Raw genomic sequence first — 18,032 nt, 5'->3', positions numbered from 1 at the left:
ATACCTTTGTAAAAAAAATGAACCCCCTCCTTCCGTCAATCATGACGTTCGGAGGGGGTAAAATTACTTCACCAGTTGTCCGCGCGTTACGCCGAGCTGGTTCGTTGCTTTTAGCGTCTTCCAGACTTGCGTGCCGCTAATTTCACCGCGCAGTGCTTGGGTGTAGAGGCGAATGACCTCTTGGACCTTCTCCGGCGTTTCTTCCAGGAATTCGACGCGGTAGCTTCGCACGCCGAGATCGAGGAAGTTCCGCAAGTATTCCGCTCCAGACTGCTCAATCGCATTGTATACCGTGTTGCGGCAGCCTTCATCGACGCGCACCGGATGGGACATACCGATCCGATCCTGCAGCGACGCTCTGTGCTCTTCGCACGGACGGCCGCAGTTCGTATAGTCCGTACCTTCGCTCAGGAAGGTGCAGTAGACGCAGTGCTCCGTATGGAACATTGGCAGGTGCTGGTGAATGACAATTTCCATGTCCGCCGCCATGCCCTGGCTGTTGCCTAGCAAATCTACCATCTGCTGAATGTTGAGATCATAGGACGGCGTAACGATATCGCAGCCAGCCTCCAAGAACAGCTCCACGGTCTTGTGGTTCGCAATGTTCAGCGAGAAATCGCCGATCAACTGCGGATGCTTCGCGTCTGGATTCTCCTGCCGATGGCGCAGGTAATAGTACAGCGCCCCGGTGTTGCGCACCAGCACCGCGTCCGGCTGCAGACGCAGGATGTTGTTATGGTAGCCGTTCTCGCCCGGCATATGAATGCGCGGCGTCGCCAGCGCGATGCGCTTGCCGGCGGCCCGAACGGCTTCCACCGCTGCCGGGAACTGCTTGATGAATTCAAAATCGGCGTAGACCGTGCCTACGCCGGCCTCCAGCGCAGCCTGCACCTGCGGCAGGCTGCGGCACAGCGCGGTGAGCTCCGCTTCACCGCGCACAGAGCGGCGCGCGGCCAAGCCCGCGCCGCCGCCTCCAGGCGCACCCGCTGCGCGCGGTGCACCAGCGCCTCCCGCCGCGCCCAGCACAGCTGCAGCGGCGGTGGCGGCGTCCGCCCGTTTCACATAAACGGGCGGCTTGGGCCGTTCGCCGGCTAGCAGTTCCACTGCGCGCCGGCGGATGCTGTTCAGCTCTCGCATCGGCAGGATCACATCGCCATCCAGCGATGCGTCCAGCTGCTCGAGCTGAAACAGCGTGCCGCCGAGACGGCCGAACTGCTCTTCGAGCAGGGCGTCGTCCATCGGCCGCTTTTGCGCCGTCTCGAGCAGCAGCTCGGAGTCGACGCGCACCGTCGTTCCCTTCTGTACATCCGTCCAGAAAGTCACGAGCGGCTCACCTGCCTGCCCCGTGACGCGGACATGTACCGGAAACACCCGGTACGGCTTGTCCGTCTCGAACGTCTGGCGCAGTCTCTTATCCAGTGCCGGATCGCTCGTCTTCCAAATCCGGTCGCCGACGTGAACCTTCCGCAGATCGACATCACTGCGCCCCGGAACGATATCGACGATCCACTTCTCGTCCGCTTCGCCTTCCAGCTTCACGCCTTTGCGGCGCAAATCGTAGACGCGGCCGCCTTCTTCTTTTCTCGTCGGATCCCCGGCATCGAAGACAATCCCGTCTCCGCGCTTTACAGGAGCCTCCAGGCGGCAGACTACGCCATCGCGCAGCACCTGCTCCACCCGGCCCAAATACACGCCCCGGCTCTTCGGAAAAGTGCCTTCCACGAGCTTCTTGTTGTTCGTGCCTTCCAGGAAGCCGTGCGTAAAACCGCGCGAGAAGCTCTGCTGCAGTTCACGGACCTCTTCCCTCGACGGCCGGGCATCTTCCCCGTCAAAATAACGGTCAATCGCCTTGCGGTATTTGCTCACGACGTTAGCGACATATTCCGGGCTTTTCAAGCGGCCTTCGATTTTAAAAGACGTCACACCCGCCTCGATCAGCTCCGGCATTAAATCAATCGCCGCCAGGTCCTTCGGAGACAGCAAGTACGCCACATCCCCCATCGGCTTCTGCTCCCCGTCCACGATCAGGTCATACGGGAGACGGCAGGCCTGGGCGCATTCCCCCCGGTTTGCGGAGCGTCCGCCCCACATCTCCGAGGTAAGGCACTGACCCGAATACGAAACGCAAAGCGCCCCGTGCACAAAAACCTCCATCGGCAGCTTCGCCTGCTCCCCGATTTTCTGGATCTGCTTCAAATTGTTCTCTCGTCCCAGTACGACACGCTCCATGTTCCATGGCTTTGTGAACTCGACCGCCTCCGGCGAAGTAATCGTCATCTGGGTCGAACCGTGAATTGGAAAGTCCGGCGACATTTCGCGAATCATTTTGACTAGTCCCAAATCCTGCACGATCACCGCATCCACGCCCGCATCAATGCAGGCCTCGATCAGCTCCGCCGCATCCCGCAGTTCATCCTCGAACACGAGAATATTGAAGGTCAGAAACCCCTTAACCCCATAGCTGTGCAAAAAAGCCATAATTTCCGGCAGCTCGTCCATGCGAAAATTGTTGGCCCGGGCTCTGGCATTGAATTTTTCGACTCCAAAAAAAACCGCATCCGCCCCATTCGCCACCGCGGCTCGCATACAATCCCAATCGCCCGCCGGCGCCAAGAGCTCCACGTCTTGCCGCGTCAATGTTGTGCTGCTCATATATTCCTCCCCGAGCGGCCTACTGCCCCTCGTAAAATGATTTCCATAAAATTTGAAATGAAGCGTTGATAACTTATTTATTTTATCAGACATTTCCTGCAGACTCTAGCTTAAATCCCTTCCAATCATCTGTAGTTTAAAGCAAGTATAGGGAAGACAGCATCGTATGTATAGGTGAACAAGAGGGCTTTCGTCCAGGGGAGGGACAAGGATAGTGATATTAGGCCAATCCCGCCTGTGTATAAACACGGGTTGCCCATCTCCGCTAAATAAAACTTCTCTGCCTAAAAGAAGCCTTACAATTGACAATTCCAGAGCTCATGACAAACAAGGCTGCTGAGCAACCCGCAACAATACTTAGTCAATTTTTCGGTGTGTCTTCCTTTTCTTTGTTGTAGATCATCTGGAGATCACTGCTAATCTCCTCTCTGAAGTGCTTCGAACATTCTGCTAAATTAACTAAATTAAAAGAATAAATCCCTACAGCTTCGTCTAACTCTACAAAAAATATCGAAGGGACGTCAGAATCGGCCTCATAAGCCAGGTCTATATCTGAATTATAGCTGTAGTCCCCTCTCGCTCTCGATCCAAACAAAAAAAGCTTCCTAATGCCCGGATATTTCTTGACAGTAAAAATGATCCTCTCAAACGTTGCCGGACTTATACCGCCTACTGACATAAATGTTCACCCAAGCTTTTTAAAGTATTGAAATGTTTATCTTTCACAGCTTTAACGATACTTCGAGCCATTTCCTCATGATATACGTGACTGGTAAAATTCCTGTCTTTTATGAGAGCACACCAGTCCTCTACCCCCTCTATCCACCCCGCGGAAAATGCTTCTCGAAAAGCGTCCTTAGGGGTTCCTACGTTAATTACACCCGAGTCCTTCAGCCTTCCCTGCAGTACTTTCCATGCCAACTCATAGGTAAACTTAAACCGCTGGATCACGACCTCCAATTCAAACTCTTTGGGCACCCTGCCTGGTATCATAACCTCCTGCAACTTCTCTAAAGCACGCAAATACTCCTTCTCTCTTAGCTGCTGTCTTTTCGATTGAGAGCTAAAGAAGTTATCCAAGGCAATTACCTCCTCACATGCCGATTTCTCTTATTCTAGTTAAGAGTTATTATGTCTCATTCAATATGATGTAAGCTCCAACAACACTTGGTTTTCGGTCCGAACGCCCAGTTATTTCCAATTTAATTCCAACTAACCTCTTATAAATATGCTCTTCATGAAATATGCCTTAATTTTATCCTAATGATCTCTTCAATCGTTTAAAGCAGAGTATTATTTACTAATCCATACTTCATACTTACTTTGTCTGCACTACAAAAATAAAACTAATAAAAATTCATTATTTGCAACATCATGATAAAAGAATTGACCACCCATCAAATATTGTTTATATTTGTAATAAGTTAGCAATTAATGGTGTCGTTAACATGCTATCCCCATATAATTCTCTTAAACTCATTTAGTAACTAATATTTAAGTGCATTCCATGAAATATTTAAAGGATGATTTTATGAATCATACAGCACCAATTCTCTTACAACTAGACGAGTTTATGAAACATGAGAACATTAATTTAAGCACCCTGGCAAAGAGGGCCCAGGTTAATGTAGGCACACTAAGCGCTATCCTCAACGGGAATAAAATGTTAACAGTAGACCATTTGGATCGGCTTTCCTCGGTTATGGATCTCCCAGAGGGTTATTTTTACGAGCGGTATGTCCAGGAGTATTTAAGTCAATCCATCCCCAATTGGCGGAGATTCAGACCCTTCTTATATCGTTGTGCTGATTTAGACAAGCTGGAATGTATTAAACAGGCTACTAGCCTGTTAATGGAGAATCTGATGTATTCTCCCCTTTTATTTGAAGTTGCTGAAGACCTCTTTCAAAAAGATCAACGTGCGGCCGCGGCTTTATTATTTGAGAATGTAGCAAACAGCGAGAAGCAGCAGCATTCAGAACGGCTCGCCTTCTGCCATTACCGATTATTTTTAATTCGCTTGGGAACCGATCAGGAGAAAAACTATCAAGCAGCTATTCAATTCGAGCCTTATGTAGAACGGTTAGATGAACTGGACCAGTTGGATGCATTAAAGGACTTAGGAAACATATACCGCTCTTTGAACCAATGGAATAAAGTTGAAATGATAGCAAATAGACTGGAACATTTGGCCAAAACCCTATACTTCACAGTTCAGCCTAAAAAGAATGAAAAATCTCCTAAACCAAGCAGACCATTGTTCACCTACATCGCCTTGTCCCACTTATTCCATGCCGATGTTTGTGACTCGCAAGGAGACTACGAACAGGCATTGCAATTTACCTATGCCTATGCCGATTTAAGCTGGGTTAAGGAAGATGATGTTGACACTATGCATTGGAAAAAAGTTTTCCTGGAATGGGCGCAGGCCAACACTTATGTAAACAAATTATTATCTGGAGATGCCAGCATACTTCCAGAATACGTTGCATATATCGAAAAAGAAAAAAATGAATTTATTTCAGCTCTATCTAATATTATGGAAGCAGCTAACCGGTATCATTTCAATGTAGATGATATTCTTAAGCAATTCGAGCCAGAAATTTCAACTTATGTTAATGAGGAAGTGACTTTTGGCATCTATAAGAGACAGTTTAGTGCAAACCTATTTTCTTTATTATTGCATAATATTGCTTACTACTATTTGAAAAAAGATAATTACACTACTGGATTTATATTTTTGTTAGAAAGCCTTGAAAAGTCCTCTATTATAAATAATAAAAGGTGTATTATTAAATGCATGGGTCTGTTTGAACAATATAGAGATTTCGCATCTTCAGCAACCCTAATAAGTTATAAAACTTTAGTAAAAGGAGTATACACAAATGAAGAAAAGAATCTTGTTACTTTTTTTGGCAACTAGCTTTGTATTTGCACTGGCCGTTCCTATTCAACTCCCACTAAATACTAGGGTTTTCACTACTTTTACACAGCATGGAGGCTAGAACTAAATAATACTTCCTAAAACTTTGATCCATACTAAGCAAGCCTCCGTTAAGAGTACTCTATGCGGGGGTTTATTTGGGCTTTGTTCTATAACGCCCTATATTATTAACCCTCTCTATTATTTACCTTACTTCCCTAACCTCTAATTGCCCCATAATTCTATCTCAATATAATATTTTCTAACATTGATGCCATATTATTGAAATTACTTTTTTGAGAATTAATGCTTAATATCTAGCTATAGAGAATTAAATTATTACGAAGGATGAATCTTTATGCATAGTCCCACCCCCATTCTCAAACAACTGGATCTTTTCATGAAGCAAAATCATATCAATTTAACTACTTTGGCTAGGTTAACAGAGGTGAACGCAGGCACACTGAGCGCGATCCTCAACAAAAATAAAGTACTAACGGTTGATCAGTTGGATCGGCTTACTTCCATCATGCGGCTTCCGGAAGGCTACTTCTACGAGCAGTACATCCAGGAATATTTAAGTCAATCGCTCCCTCACTGGCGCAGATTCCGCCCCTTCTTGTACCGCTGTGCGGAGCTGGATAAGCTGGAGTATGTGACGAGGGTAATCAATCTGTTAATGGAGGATCTCATGTATGCGCCCCTGTTGTTCGACGCTGCCGAAGAGCTCTTTCACAAGAACAAACGTGCAGCGGCAGCCTTAATATTTGAGAGTGTGGCAAACAGCGAGAAGCATCAGCATTCAGAACGGCTTGCCTTCTGCCAATATCGATTGTTTTTAATCCGATTGGGAACCGATCAGGAAAAAAACTATCAAGCAGCTTTACATTTCGAGCCCTATATCGAGCGCCTAGATGAATTGGATCAACTAGATGCCTTGAAGGAATTGTTAAATGCTTATCGGTCGCTGCGCCGATGGGATAAAGTATATGACATCTCTAAGAAATTAAATGAATTGGCAAAAATTCAGTACTCCTTAGCGCACTCTCCGAAGAGAGAAAAGCAAAAATTTCGTAAGAAGACCGCCCGGCCGTTATTCTTTTATGTCGCCTTTAGCAACTTGCAAATAGGAAGCGTTCATTATGAGCAGGAAGAGTATGAGGCCGCCCTGCAAATAGCTTATCGCGCCGCCGACTTGTCATGGGTAAGAGAAACCGACGAGGAAGCTCTTTACTGGAAAAGCTTGTTTGAGGAGTGGACGCAAGCCAACATATATTTGACCCGGCTCATGGCTGGCGATTTAGAAATGCTGCCCGAATATGTGAATTTCATTGCTTCGAGAGAAAAGGAGCTTCCTACCGGCTTATGCAACATCATGATAGCTGCCAACCGTCACAATATTAATGTGGATCATCTCCTGGATAAATTCAAAGCAGAAATATCCGGCTTGCTGGAACAGGAAGGCAATGATCTGTACAGCCAACATTATACCGACAATCAGGTCGTCGGCCTGCTCTGCGAGTTGACTGATTATTATTTATCTAAGGGCGAGTATGACATTGCTTTTCACTACCTCTCCCAATGGATGAACAAATCAGAAGAAATCAAGGATGACCGGTCAATAGTGCACTATAAGAGGCTGTACGAACATTTACGAAAGCTGGCGGAAGCCAAAACGAAAATATAGATAATAACTTTATAATTCATGATGAATGCGGGCTGTTCTCCATTGCGAGGCGGGCTGCTTTTGTTTTTTTGAAGGCCACCTCTCAATATTGACGCTTTAATTGTTACATAGTCTAATAGTATAAACGGTTTTGCGCCTGTTCACGGATATGCCGGTCGGCCTGAATCGTTACTTCTACTTCAAAAGTTGATTACTTCATATGGGGGCAAACATGATCAAGCTTAGAAACAAAATGTTACTCTATTACTTCCTGCTGCTGGTCATTACAGTAACGATTACAGGGGTTGCTTACAAAGAAATCAATTCCCGCATACTTATTGACAAAGTGGTCCAGGTCAACCATCAATCGATTAATCTGGTACGGGAAAATGTGCTGCTGACTTTGGATACGGTGAACAATTACTCCAAGATGCTGCTGGCCAACGAGACGGTGCAAAGCAACTTGCGTTATCCGGATAACGTTACTTTGGCAGACATCCGCCGGACGGATTTGTATTTGCTGGAGTTTCTGGACAGCGCTCCGCTCCTGAACTCGATTTACGTGTACGATCTGAATGGCAACCGATATACGGGGGACAAGACCGGGGTGAAAAATCTGGTCTTCAGCGATTTGAAGAAAAACGGTTTTCTGGACCGGGCGCTGGCGCTGCGGGGGACCCCTTTTACCGAGCTGAATGCCGGCGGGCTGCTGAAGCCGGACGCTGGAAATATGGTCTCGCTCATCCGGGTTATTAATGATACGGATACTTTGAAGCCTATCGGCCTGGTCGTCATTAATGTCGACTCTGCAGATATTTTGCCATCCTTCGAACGGATGGGCGCTCCTACGCAAAGCTATATTGAACTCGTCAATGATTCCCGGCAGCAAATATCGATTTCAGGCGGGCATTTAAAGCCCCATCATTTCCCCGAAACACAATTGCCTGCCAAAGAAGGATATGTGATCGAAAAATACAGCGACATGAACTACTTGGTATCCTACACTCCGATTCAAGCCTTCGGCTGGTCTATTGTATCAGCGGTTCCTTTCTCGGATGTCTCCAAGGAAAACAAGCTGTTCCAGTTAACGACGGTCGGTTTACTGTTGTTTAACGGCGCCTTGCTTTTCATCGGTTCCCTGGTCATCTCCAGATTTGTCACCGTTCCGATCGGAGAGCTTGTAAGCTCTATGCGGAAGGTGCATAACGGGCATTTCACCGAATTGAAATTTAAAGCGACAAGCTATGAAATGACTGCCCTGCGGGACGGGTATAATGTCATGATCAAAGAGATTCAAGCTCTGATTAACCAGATCATCGATAAGCAGAAAAGATTACGGAACGCCGAGTTAAATGTAATTCAGGCGCAAATTAAGCCGCATTTTCTCTATAACGCTTTTGATGCCATCAGCTCCCTCTCCTTCGCAGGCAGAACGGAGCTTGTTTACGATATGGTCAAATCGCTGGGGACCTACTACTGCCACAGCCTCAACAGCGGGAATGAAATCATTACTTTAGGCAAGGAAATCGAAATTGTCAAAAGCTATATCAAAATTCAAAATATCCGCTACCGCGACCTAGTCCATTTAGAAATTGATATAGATGAGCGTTTCATCGGCCTCCCCATCCTGAAGCTGGTGCTGCAGCCGCTCGTAGAGAACGCCTTGTATCATGGAATTAAACCCAAAGGGAAAGCAGGCCAGATTACGATTACGGCCAAGAAGGCCGGAGACCGCTTGCGGCTCACCGTTGAAGATAACGGCATAGGCATGGATCTGGCTGAAAAGGCAGCTCATCGGTCTGCCTCGAGAGCGCAGAATGACGAAAGAGCAGGTTTTGGATTAAGCAGTACCATTGAACGATTAAGCTTATTTTACGATGCGGACAACATTGTTACTGTCGACAGCACACCGGGGCAAGGCACGCTAATTACGATATTGATTCCACTCACAGGGAGAGACAAAAATGACAGCATCGATGATTAACATCCTAATTGTTGACGATGAGTATTTGGTCAGAGATTTACTCAAATACTGTATCGACTGGGGGAAGCTCGGCTACCGGATTGCCGGCGAGGCAGAAAACGTAGAGGATGCTTTACATTTGATCGAAACGCATGAGCCGGAGGTTGTTATTACAGACATATGCATGCCGAGCCGCGATGGATTGGAACTGTCCGCGATCATTAAAGAGTCCTATCCCCACATTAAAATTGTTATCTTATCCGGGTATAGTGAATTTGAATACGCAAGAAGCGCGATCGAGCTAGGAGTGGATCATTATATTCTCAAGCCGATCAATGACGAGAAACTAACGGTTTTATTTCAAAATCTGCGGCAAAAAATCGAAAGCCAGCGGAAGGAAAATCTTACGATAAGCGAGCGGGTGACCGAAGAGCGGCTGCTCCAGCTAATCCGCGGTCAATTTACCGCCAATGAGTACAGGCAAATTGAAGCAGCGTTGTTCCCTCAGCACGACGGCATCGAGGTGATTGTCGCCGAGATGGAAGCCGGAACGGATGAGCACGCATTTTTGGAAAACTGCCGGGCGGCGGTCCGAAATGAGATGGCGGTATATTTTGCCGTCGATTTTGACCGGCGTCATGTTTTTATCAGCGGCAACTCTGCCTGGAAAATTACGGAGCAGCTTCCCTTCGCTTCTGCTATCAGCGTTGGCCGGGGTACGAGAAAAGAGAAGCTTAGTGAAGCTGAGCATTCCTACAGGGAAGCCTTGATTGCACTGCAATATAAAATCATTACCGGGCCGGGTGAATGTATCGATTATGCGAGCAGGCGGGAATGGCTGCCGCAGCCTCCAAAGCTGACGTATAGTCTCGATAACCTGCAATTTGCCCTATACGCTAAATTGCTGCCCAGAGTTCGGGAGCTCATCCAAGCTGCACTGCTGGAAGTTAATTTGGACTATGCTGACGCCCTGCAGGCGATGCGTTTGCGGGCACTACAGCTTGAAATGGTCATCTCCGGCGATGCCGAAGCCGTTCATAATCGTTCAGAAATATCAAAGCTGTCCCGGTTCACGGAGTTTACGGACTACTTAACCGAAATCGCCGCCCAAAAGGGCCAGACTGCCGGTGTAGATGAGCGCAAGCTCAGCGATACCATCCAGAGCGTCATGCAACATTTAGAGGACCATTTTCAAGATGAAGAGCTGTCCTTATCGGGAGTTGCTGCCCATTTTTATTTAAATCCGAGCTATTTGAGCCGAACGTTCAAAGCAGAGAGCGGCTACTCCTTTGTCGAATATTTAACGAGGCTGCGCATGGAGCGGGCAAAATATTTATTATCTCATACGCAATTGAAAGTGTACGAAGTGGCGGAAGAAATCGGCATTAAAAATCCCCACTATTTCGGAATCATGTTTAAAAAATATACGGGCGAGCCCGTTAATTTATACCGTAAAAAATTTAACCAATAAGGTAAAATTATTAAATTCTCCGGAATCGGCATCCATGAGAAGATGATTGTGTCATGACGAATATGAATTCAGGGGGAATCATCAATGAAACGCTTAGGCTTAATAGCCGCTGCCGTATTGCTGACGTTCACGCTTGCCGCTTGCGGAAGCGCAAACAAAGCCAGTGAGGGCTCAAATGAAGCCGCTGTCAAAAATTTAACGATCTGGACGACATGGGCTTCAGACGGGGATACTTTCAAAGCGCCGATTGACAAAATTGTAGCGGATTGGAATGCGAACAATCCAACGATTCAACTTAAAGTGGAAGCGACTGCGGGAGAATCTTATAAGACAAAAATTAAAACCGCAGCAGCAGCCAATGAGCTGCCGGATATCTTTTTCACATGGGGAGCGGGCTTTTCCAAGCCGTTTGCTGAGAGCGGAACACTGCTGCCTCTAAACGAATATTTAAACGATGGAACCAAAGATCGGGTACTCGCCGGCTCTCTGGAAAACTTCACGTATGATGATAACATTTACGGTCTGCCATTCACTTTGTATGTAGGAACGTTCTTCGTCAATGAAGAGCTGTTCGATGCGAATGGAATTGCTGTGCCTGCAAATTACGAAGAGCTGTTGACTGCGGTAAAGGCCTTTAGAGAAAAAGGCATCAATCCGATCGCTGTCGGCGGAAAAGACCTCTGGCCAAGCATGTTCTACTATGATGTCCTAGCCCTGCGTGAAGGCGGCGCGGATTTGAATCTGGATGCCCTCAAGGGCGGAACGTCCTTTGAAGACCCGGTATTTGTGGAAGCGGCTCGAAAGCTGCAGGAACTGGCAAATGCAGACGCATTCGCCGATGGATTTATGGGGCTGTCACGGGATGAATCCGAGGCTGTGTTTGCCTCAGGACAAATTCCGATGTACTACAACGGAAGCTGGGTAGCTACTGCGCTGGAAAGTGATTCCTCTGCCATTAAAGGCAAGGTTAAAGCGATGAACTTCCCGCTTGTCAGCGGAACAACCAGCAGCGGAGATGAATGGCTGGGCGGCGTGAATGATACGTTCATGGTCAGCTCGAACACCCCGCACAAGGACGAAGCGGTTCAAGTCTTGAAATACTTGACGGAAAATTTATCGAATGAAGGCTATCAGGTTGGAGCAGGCTTGCCGACTTGGAAAACGACAGAAGTAGACGAGTCGAAAATTAATCCTTTGCTTGCTGACTTGGTAAAACAGACCGAAAGCGCCACTGGCATTGTGCCTCCTTGGGACATTTATCTGGAAGGACAAGATGCCGAGAAGCATAAAAACCTGGTAGCGCAGCTGCTGACAAACAATATTACACCAGAGCAATTTGCCAAAGAGATGCAGGCGATTAATGAATAATAGCGCTGTTCTGTGAAGGGGAGCTTAAGCGCTCCTCTTCTTTTATGTAGTCAAGCGAAAGGTTGTGTAAAATATGGATCGTGTCATGCGGGACAAAAAGGCGATTATGATATTTGTGCTGCCTGCTTTTATCGTGTACTGCCTCATCGTATTACTGCCCATCCTGATCTCCACCTACTATAGTCTGCTGGACTGGAATGGGATATCCCAAGGGACGTTTATCGGAATCCAAAACTATATCAAGCTGTTTACGGGGGATCCTATCTTTATCAAATCGCTATGGAACTCCATATTGCTAGCGGTATTGTCCGTATTCATACAGCTCCCTATATCGCTCATTCTGGCTCTCGTTTTGGCCAGTAAAGTGAAGGGCAGCCGTTTTTACCGTACGGTATATTTTATTCCCGTTGTCATGTCTACGGTAGTCATCGGGCAGCTATGGATGAAAATTTATCATCCCAGCTTCGGTCTATTGAACGATGTGCTTGGCTCCCTGGGACTGGATGCTTGGAAAAGAGAGTGGCTTGGCAGCGAGTCCACGGCGCTGGGCGCCGCCTTTGTCCCGATCGTCTGGCAATATATCGGCTATCACATGCTGCTGATGTTCGCTTCCGCGAAATCGATTCCCGACGACATTTATGAAGCTGCGCGGATTGACGGGGCCACGGGCTTGAAGTCCGCACTGCACATCACCATTCCTTTAATTAAACCGATGCTGCAGGTGTCAGTCATCTTTGCCGTTATCGGCTCCTTAAAGACCTTCGACTTCATTTATGTTCTGACGAACGGCGGTCCTGTACACGCCAGTGAGGTGCCGAGCACATGGATGTTCAACAATATCTTTAATCAATATCTGTATGGATATGGCAGCGCCATGGCGATCATGATCATTCTGGAATGCCTGCTGTTTACTGTCATCATCCAAAAAATGTTCAAGACTGAACAAATTACGTATTGAATGCGGAGGGGTTAACCTATGAGATCGACTCCGGGCTCTGTATATAAAAAATCGCTCACACAGTTAGGATTGATCGCTGTCGCTGCAGTGCAGCTGTTTCCGATTGTGTGGCTGCTGTTGTTTTCATTAAAAGACAACTCGGAAATTTTCAGCGGGAACATTATCGGCCTGCCGAAGGTGTGGCGCTGGGAGAACTATTCGCAAGTGTTTGCCAACGGCAAGCTCGGCTTGTATTTATTCAACAGTATCGTCGTCACGTTTGTCACGATAGCCCTGACTTCCATTTTTGCCGCCATGGCCTCCTATGCGATTTCACGCATGAGATGGAAGCTGAGCAAGCTGATGCTGACGATCTTTTTGCTGGGACTTATGATTCCTATTCATGCCTCTTTGCTGCCTGTGTTTCTGATCTTAAAAAATTTGAGCTTGCTTAACACGCACTTGGCGCTTATTTTGCCGTATACCGCATTCGGCCTGTCGTTGGCTATATTCGTTCTGGCCAACTTCTTCGACACAGTACCGAAGGATCTGGAGGAATCCGCCTTTATCGACGGCAGCGGCATTTACCGCACGTTTCTGAAAATCATGCTGCCGCTCGTTCAGCCAGCTATCGCCACTGTGGCCATTTTCACTTATTTGAGCAGCTGGAATGAACTGATGTTTGCCATCACGTTCATTAACAAAGAAGAGATCAAAACGCTCACCGTTGGGATCATGTCCATGGTCGGGCAGTACTCCACAGCCTGGGGGCCAATCGGCGCGGGGTTGTTTATCGCCACGCTGCCAACCATTCTGATTTACGTCCTCCTGAACACTCAGGTGGAGAAAAGCCTGACTGCCGGTGCCGTCAAGGGCTAAGGACATGCCTGTCCTATGAAAAGTCAGCTTGACTATAAGTGATGATCTTGACCTATAAGATGTGAAACTTAACTAATTAGGGACGATCGATCTTGATCTATAAGAGATGAGCTTAATCCACTAGAGACGATCTTGACTCACGGGAAGAGGACTTAATCTATAAGTGATGATCTTAACCTATAAAAGACGAGCTCGTCCCATAAGTGACGACTTGGCCTATAAACACGAGCTCATCCGATAGGTGATGTTCTTGGCCTATAAACACGAACTCATCCGATAAGTGATGATCTTGACCCATAAAAAACGAGCTCGTCCCATAAGTGACGATCTTGGCCTTTATGTAAAGGAGGATTTCCGAATGAACTACGAAAACCCAGTTATACCAGGCTTTTACCCGGATCCAAGCGTATGCCGGGTAGGCGAGGATTATTATTTGGTGACGAGCACCTTTGCCTACTTTCCCGGCGTTCCGATTTTTTATAGCAAAGACTTGATTCATTGGCGGCAAATCGGACACTGCTTAACGACCGACCGTCAGCTTCCCTTGCACAACTCCCCCATATCGGGCGGAATCTATGCGCCAACGCTGCGTTATCACAACAACCGTTTCTATATGACAACGACGAATGTCGATCATGGCGGCCATTTCTATGTCTGGACGGAAGACCCGGCAGGCCCTTGGTCCGATCCTATCTACGTGGACCAGGCTGGCATTGATCCTTCGCTTTATTTTGATGATGACGGGAAAGTGTATTTCACAAGCACCGGCGCACTGCAAAGCAATGGCATCTACCAGTGTGAGATTGATATTGATACGGGTAAAAAGCTTACGGAGAGCAAGCTGATCTGGATGGGAACAGGCGGCAAATTCCCTGAAGCGCCGCATCTTTACCGCATCAAAGACACTTACTATTTACTGTGTGCGGAAGGCGGCACGGAATATGGCCATATGGTAACGATTTCCAGATCGGACAACCCTTATGGACCTTTTGAGTCATGTCCGCACAATCCGATTCTCAGCCACCGCAGTCTGAATCATCCCGTTCATGCCACAGGCCATGCCGATTTGATTGAAGCTCATGATGGCAGCTGGTGGGCGGTATTTCTAGGCATTCGCCCAGTAGACTACCCCTATCAGCATCATTTGGGCAGAGAGACATATCTTGCCCCTGTGCAATGGACAGACGATGGCTGGCCGATCATCGGCGACTCCGGCGTTGTAGATTTGCAGATCGAAACGGACACTTTGCCGCTTTGTCCATGGGAGGTACCGCCCGAAAGGGATGACTTTGACCTCCCACTGCTGGGCATGCCCTGGAATTTCATTCGCAATATCCGTCCCGAACAGTGGTCCCTGTCCGAGCGTCCGGGATGGCTGGTATTACATGGCGAAGCGGCGAGCATGAACGATGTCAGCTCCCCTACTTTCGTGGGCCGCCGGCAGGATAAGTTCAATTGCAGCGCCTCGGCCTGCCTGGACTTTGAACCTTTGGCGGATGGAGAGGAAGCGGGTTTGACCGTATTTATGGATGAGCTTCATCATTATGAAATCGGAGTAACCCTTAAGGCAGGCGACAAGACGGGGGACAAGGCGGTTTTCTTGCGCAAAAGAGTAGGCTCCTTGATCGTCGTCGATGCTGAAGTCCGCTGCGGAGAAGGGCAGCTCGTGCTAACAATTGAAGCTGCGCCTAAGCAGTATTCCTTCTATTGTACTTTCCCTGACGGAAATAAAGTGCTGTTAGGGACGGGAGAGTCCCGCTATTTGTCCACCGAAGTGGCTGGCGGCTTCACCGGGGTATATATCGGAATGTACGCGACGGGCAATGGTGCACGCAGCCTAGCTGCTGCGGCCTTCGACTGGTTTGAGTATAAGTAATTTGCTGGCCGTTGGCTTTCTCGGCTTTCAGTCTCATTTTTATGTAAAATGAGCTACACTCAAATTAACTTAGCATATGTAAAATGAACTACACTCAAGTAACTTAGCATTTGTTTGGCCAATATGTAGCATGGACTTTGCTAATAATGTACAACTAGCCTTCTCAATCTATCTAACAACTAGCCTTCCCGATGGGAAGGCTAGTTGTATTTGCATCAATTATCGGAGCACGCTCACTCTCAATTCCCCTCGATAAATTAACACTAGATTAAAATTTGTTCACTCAACTTTCGCAGCTTGGAAATCTACGAATAAGTAAATAAACAAATATACCTTAATATAACTGGGCAGTGCTCGGATACATTGCTAGAATTGACGATATGAGCATGCCGACCACTTATGATCTGCTCTTGCGCTCGCTGTGACGATTTCGTTCATCCGATCGGGAAGTAGCTGCTAAACAGTTGCTGCTTTGAAGCCGCCCAGTCCGGCATGGGGTGGGCGTAGGCGTAGGGGGATGTAATGCCGTACAATGAGTATTCGTGTAACGTCTGGATCAAGAGATTGTATTTGAAATATCATACACAATTCTCGTGTTGCGGCAGGATTCAGGGAATGTATTCGAATTATCATACACAACACTCGCGTTGCGGCCGAATCCAGGGATTGTATTCGAATTATCATACACAATTCTCGCGTTGCGGCCGAATCCAGGATTGTATTCGAATTATCATACACAATTCTCGCGTTGCGGCAGAATCCAGGGAATGTATTCGAATTATCATACACAACACTCACGTTGCGGCAGGATTCAGGCATTGTATTCGAATTATCATACACAACACTCGCGTTGCGGCAGGATTCAGGGATTATATTCGAATTATCATACACAATTCTCGCGTTGCGGCCGAATCCAGGGATTATATTTGAATTATCATACACAATTCTCGCGTTGCGGCAGAATCCAGGGAATGTATTCGAATTATCATACACAATTCTCGTGTTGCGGCAGAATCCAGGGATTGTATTCGAATTATCATACACAACACTCGAGTTGTAGCAGGATTCAGGCATTGTATTCGAATTATCATACACAATTCTCGCGTTGCGGCAGGATTCAGGCATTGTATTCGAATTATCATACACAATTCTCGCGTTACGGCCGAATCCATGGATTGTATTCGAATTATCATACACAATTCTCGCGTTGCGGCAGAATCCAGGGATTATATTCGAATTATCATACACAATCTACCGGAACCCCCTGATCTAAAGCGAAACAAAACTGAAATCCAATAGTCTGAGTCCGCCTGCATTAACGAATACGGCTTTATTGAAAAGCCCGTATCGCTGACCTCCTTTTAATCCTGTTATATCCTTTTAGCCTTTTTAGCTCTTTTGCTCTTTAGCTCTTTAGCTCTTCTAGCTTTGTAGCTTTCAACCTTTCACTGAACCCGAAGTCATTCCTTCCACGATGAAGCGCTGCAAGAAAATGAACAGCAAAATGACCGGCAGCACACTTAGGACAGAAGATGCCATCAGGCTGCCCCAATCGGTCTGATACAGACCCTTGAACAGACTGATTCCCGGGGTCAAGGTGCGGTGCGACTCATCGTTGATGAAGACGAAGCCAAACATGAATTCGTTCCACGCGTTGAGGAATGCAAACAAGGATGTCGAAACGAGACTTGGCAGCGAAACGGGCAGCAAGATTCGAAATATAATGCCAAGCTTGGAGCAGCCGTCTATTTCCGCCGCCTCCTCCATCTCAAACGGCACACCGTCAAAGAAACTCTTCATCATGAACGTGCACAACGGAACCGTGAAAGTCGTATACGCCAAAATTAGCGAAAGATATGTGTTAATCAAGCCCAGGTTGCTCATAATCAAATAAAGTGGGATCAGAAGCAGCACACCGGGAATCATTTGTGACAGCAGCATCGCCACACTGAACAATTTAATGCCGCGAAAGCGTAAAAAACGGCTTAAGGCATACCCAGCAAAGATAGAAATAACGATCGCGGTCACCGTAGAGGTGACTGCGATAAACATGCTATTTTTAAAAAAGGTCAAAAAGGCGGAATTGTTCAGTACATTATCAAAATGCATAAAAGTAGGCGCACTGGTCCAAAAGCTTGGTGTAACGGAGCGAATTTCCTTCATTGGTTTAATGGATGTCACAAACATCCACAAAAACGGAAACACGCAATACAATGAAAATCCGATCAAGACGATATACGTTACAGCCTGCAGAAAATTTTTCTTCTTTTTGCTCATAAGCATTGCTGTTCTCACTC

At 47.1% G+C, this 18,032-nt stretch carries 12 protein-coding genes; 8 read left to right on the top strand and 4 right to left on the bottom strand.

Going from position 1 to position 18,032, the window contains the following annotated elements; all coding sequences use genetic code 11:
• Positions 1–63 precede the first annotated feature (63 nt).
• The 3 genes from G358_RS0102760 to G358_RS29365 form a co-directional block, all read right to left on the bottom strand.
• Positions 64–2,652, bottom strand: a complete 2,589-nt coding sequence (locus G358_RS0102760; RefSeq protein ID WP_026342021.1) for a U32 family peptidase — start codon at positions 2,650–2,652, stop codon at positions 64–66.
• Positions 2,653–3,013: 361 nt separating this feature from the next.
• Positions 3,014–3,331, bottom strand: coding sequence for a nucleotidyltransferase family protein (locus tag G358_RS29370; protein ID WP_019635680.1), 318 nt, complete (start codon positions 3,329–3,331; stop codon positions 3,014–3,016).
• Positions 3,322–3,732: an HI0074 family nucleotidyltransferase substrate-binding subunit gene (locus tag G358_RS29365; RefSeq protein ID WP_019635679.1), complete on the bottom strand. Its 411-nt coding sequence runs from the start codon at positions 3,730–3,732 to the stop codon at positions 3,322–3,324. Before G358_RS29365 ends, G358_RS29370 begins: the two co-directional genes overlap by 10 nt.
• A gap of 451 nt (positions 3,733–4,183) precedes the next feature.
• Between G358_RS29365 and G358_RS0102745 the strand changes: the two genes are divergently transcribed.
• The 8 genes from G358_RS0102745 (at position 4,184) to G358_RS0102710 (ending at position 15,735) form a co-directional block, all read left to right on the top strand.
• Positions 4,184–5,575, top strand: a complete 1,392-nt coding sequence (locus tag G358_RS0102745) for a helix-turn-helix domain-containing protein (RefSeq protein WP_019635678.1) — start codon at positions 4,184–4,186, stop codon at positions 5,573–5,575.
• A gap of 358 nt (positions 5,576–5,933) precedes the next feature.
• Positions 5,934–7,262, top strand: a complete 1,329-nt coding sequence (locus tag G358_RS0102740; protein WP_019635677.1) for a helix-turn-helix domain-containing protein — start codon at positions 5,934–5,936, stop codon at positions 7,260–7,262.
• A 211-nt stretch (positions 7,263–7,473) separates the two neighbouring features.
• The gene (locus tag G358_RS0102735) at positions 7,474–9,225 is read left to right on the top strand and encodes a cache domain-containing sensor histidine kinase (protein WP_019635676.1); all 1,752 of its coding nucleotides are present in this window, start codon (positions 7,474–7,476) and stop codon (positions 9,223–9,225) included.
• The gene (locus G358_RS0102730) at positions 9,206–10,675 is read left to right on the top strand and encodes a response regulator transcription factor (protein ID WP_019635675.1); all 1,470 of its coding nucleotides are present in this window, start codon (positions 9,206–9,208) and stop codon (positions 10,673–10,675) included. Before G358_RS0102735 ends, G358_RS0102730 begins: the two co-directional genes overlap by 20 nt.
• Positions 10,676–10,759: 84 nt before the next feature.
• Positions 10,760–12,043, top strand: a complete 1,284-nt coding sequence (locus tag G358_RS0102725; RefSeq protein WP_019635674.1) for an extracellular solute-binding protein — start codon at positions 10,760–10,762, stop codon at positions 12,041–12,043.
• 73 nt (positions 12,044–12,116) lie between these two features.
• Positions 12,117–13,001 carry a carbohydrate ABC transporter permease gene (locus G358_RS0102720; RefSeq protein ID WP_019635673.1) on the top strand — a complete coding sequence of 295 codons (885 nt, stop codon included), beginning with the start codon at positions 12,117–12,119 and terminating at the stop codon, positions 12,999–13,001.
• A gap of 18 nt (positions 13,002–13,019) precedes the next feature.
• The gene (locus G358_RS0102715) at positions 13,020–13,859 is read left to right on the top strand and encodes a carbohydrate ABC transporter permease (RefSeq protein WP_019635672.1); all 840 of its coding nucleotides are present in this window, start codon (positions 13,020–13,022) and stop codon (positions 13,857–13,859) included.
• A 358-nt stretch (positions 13,860–14,217) separates the two neighbouring features.
• Complete coding sequence (locus tag G358_RS0102710; RefSeq protein ID WP_019635671.1) at positions 14,218–15,735, top strand: glycoside hydrolase family 43 protein; 1,518 nt, start codon at positions 14,218–14,220, stop codon at positions 15,733–15,735.
• 1,437 nt (positions 15,736–17,172) lie between these two features.
• Here the strand turns inward: G358_RS0102710 and G358_RS0102705 are convergent.
• Complete coding sequence (locus G358_RS0102705; RefSeq protein ID WP_019635670.1) at positions 17,173–18,018, bottom strand: carbohydrate ABC transporter permease; 846 nt, start codon at positions 18,016–18,018, stop codon at positions 17,173–17,175.
• Between the last annotated feature and the right edge of the window lie 14 nt (positions 18,019–18,032).

It is taken from the genome of Paenibacillus fonticola DSM 21315 (assembly GCF_000381905.1).
Classification (GTDB): domain Bacteria; phylum Bacillota; class Bacilli; order Paenibacillales; family Paenibacillaceae; genus Fontibacillus; species Fontibacillus fonticola.
This window is presented reverse-complemented; position numbering and strand designations above follow the sequence as displayed.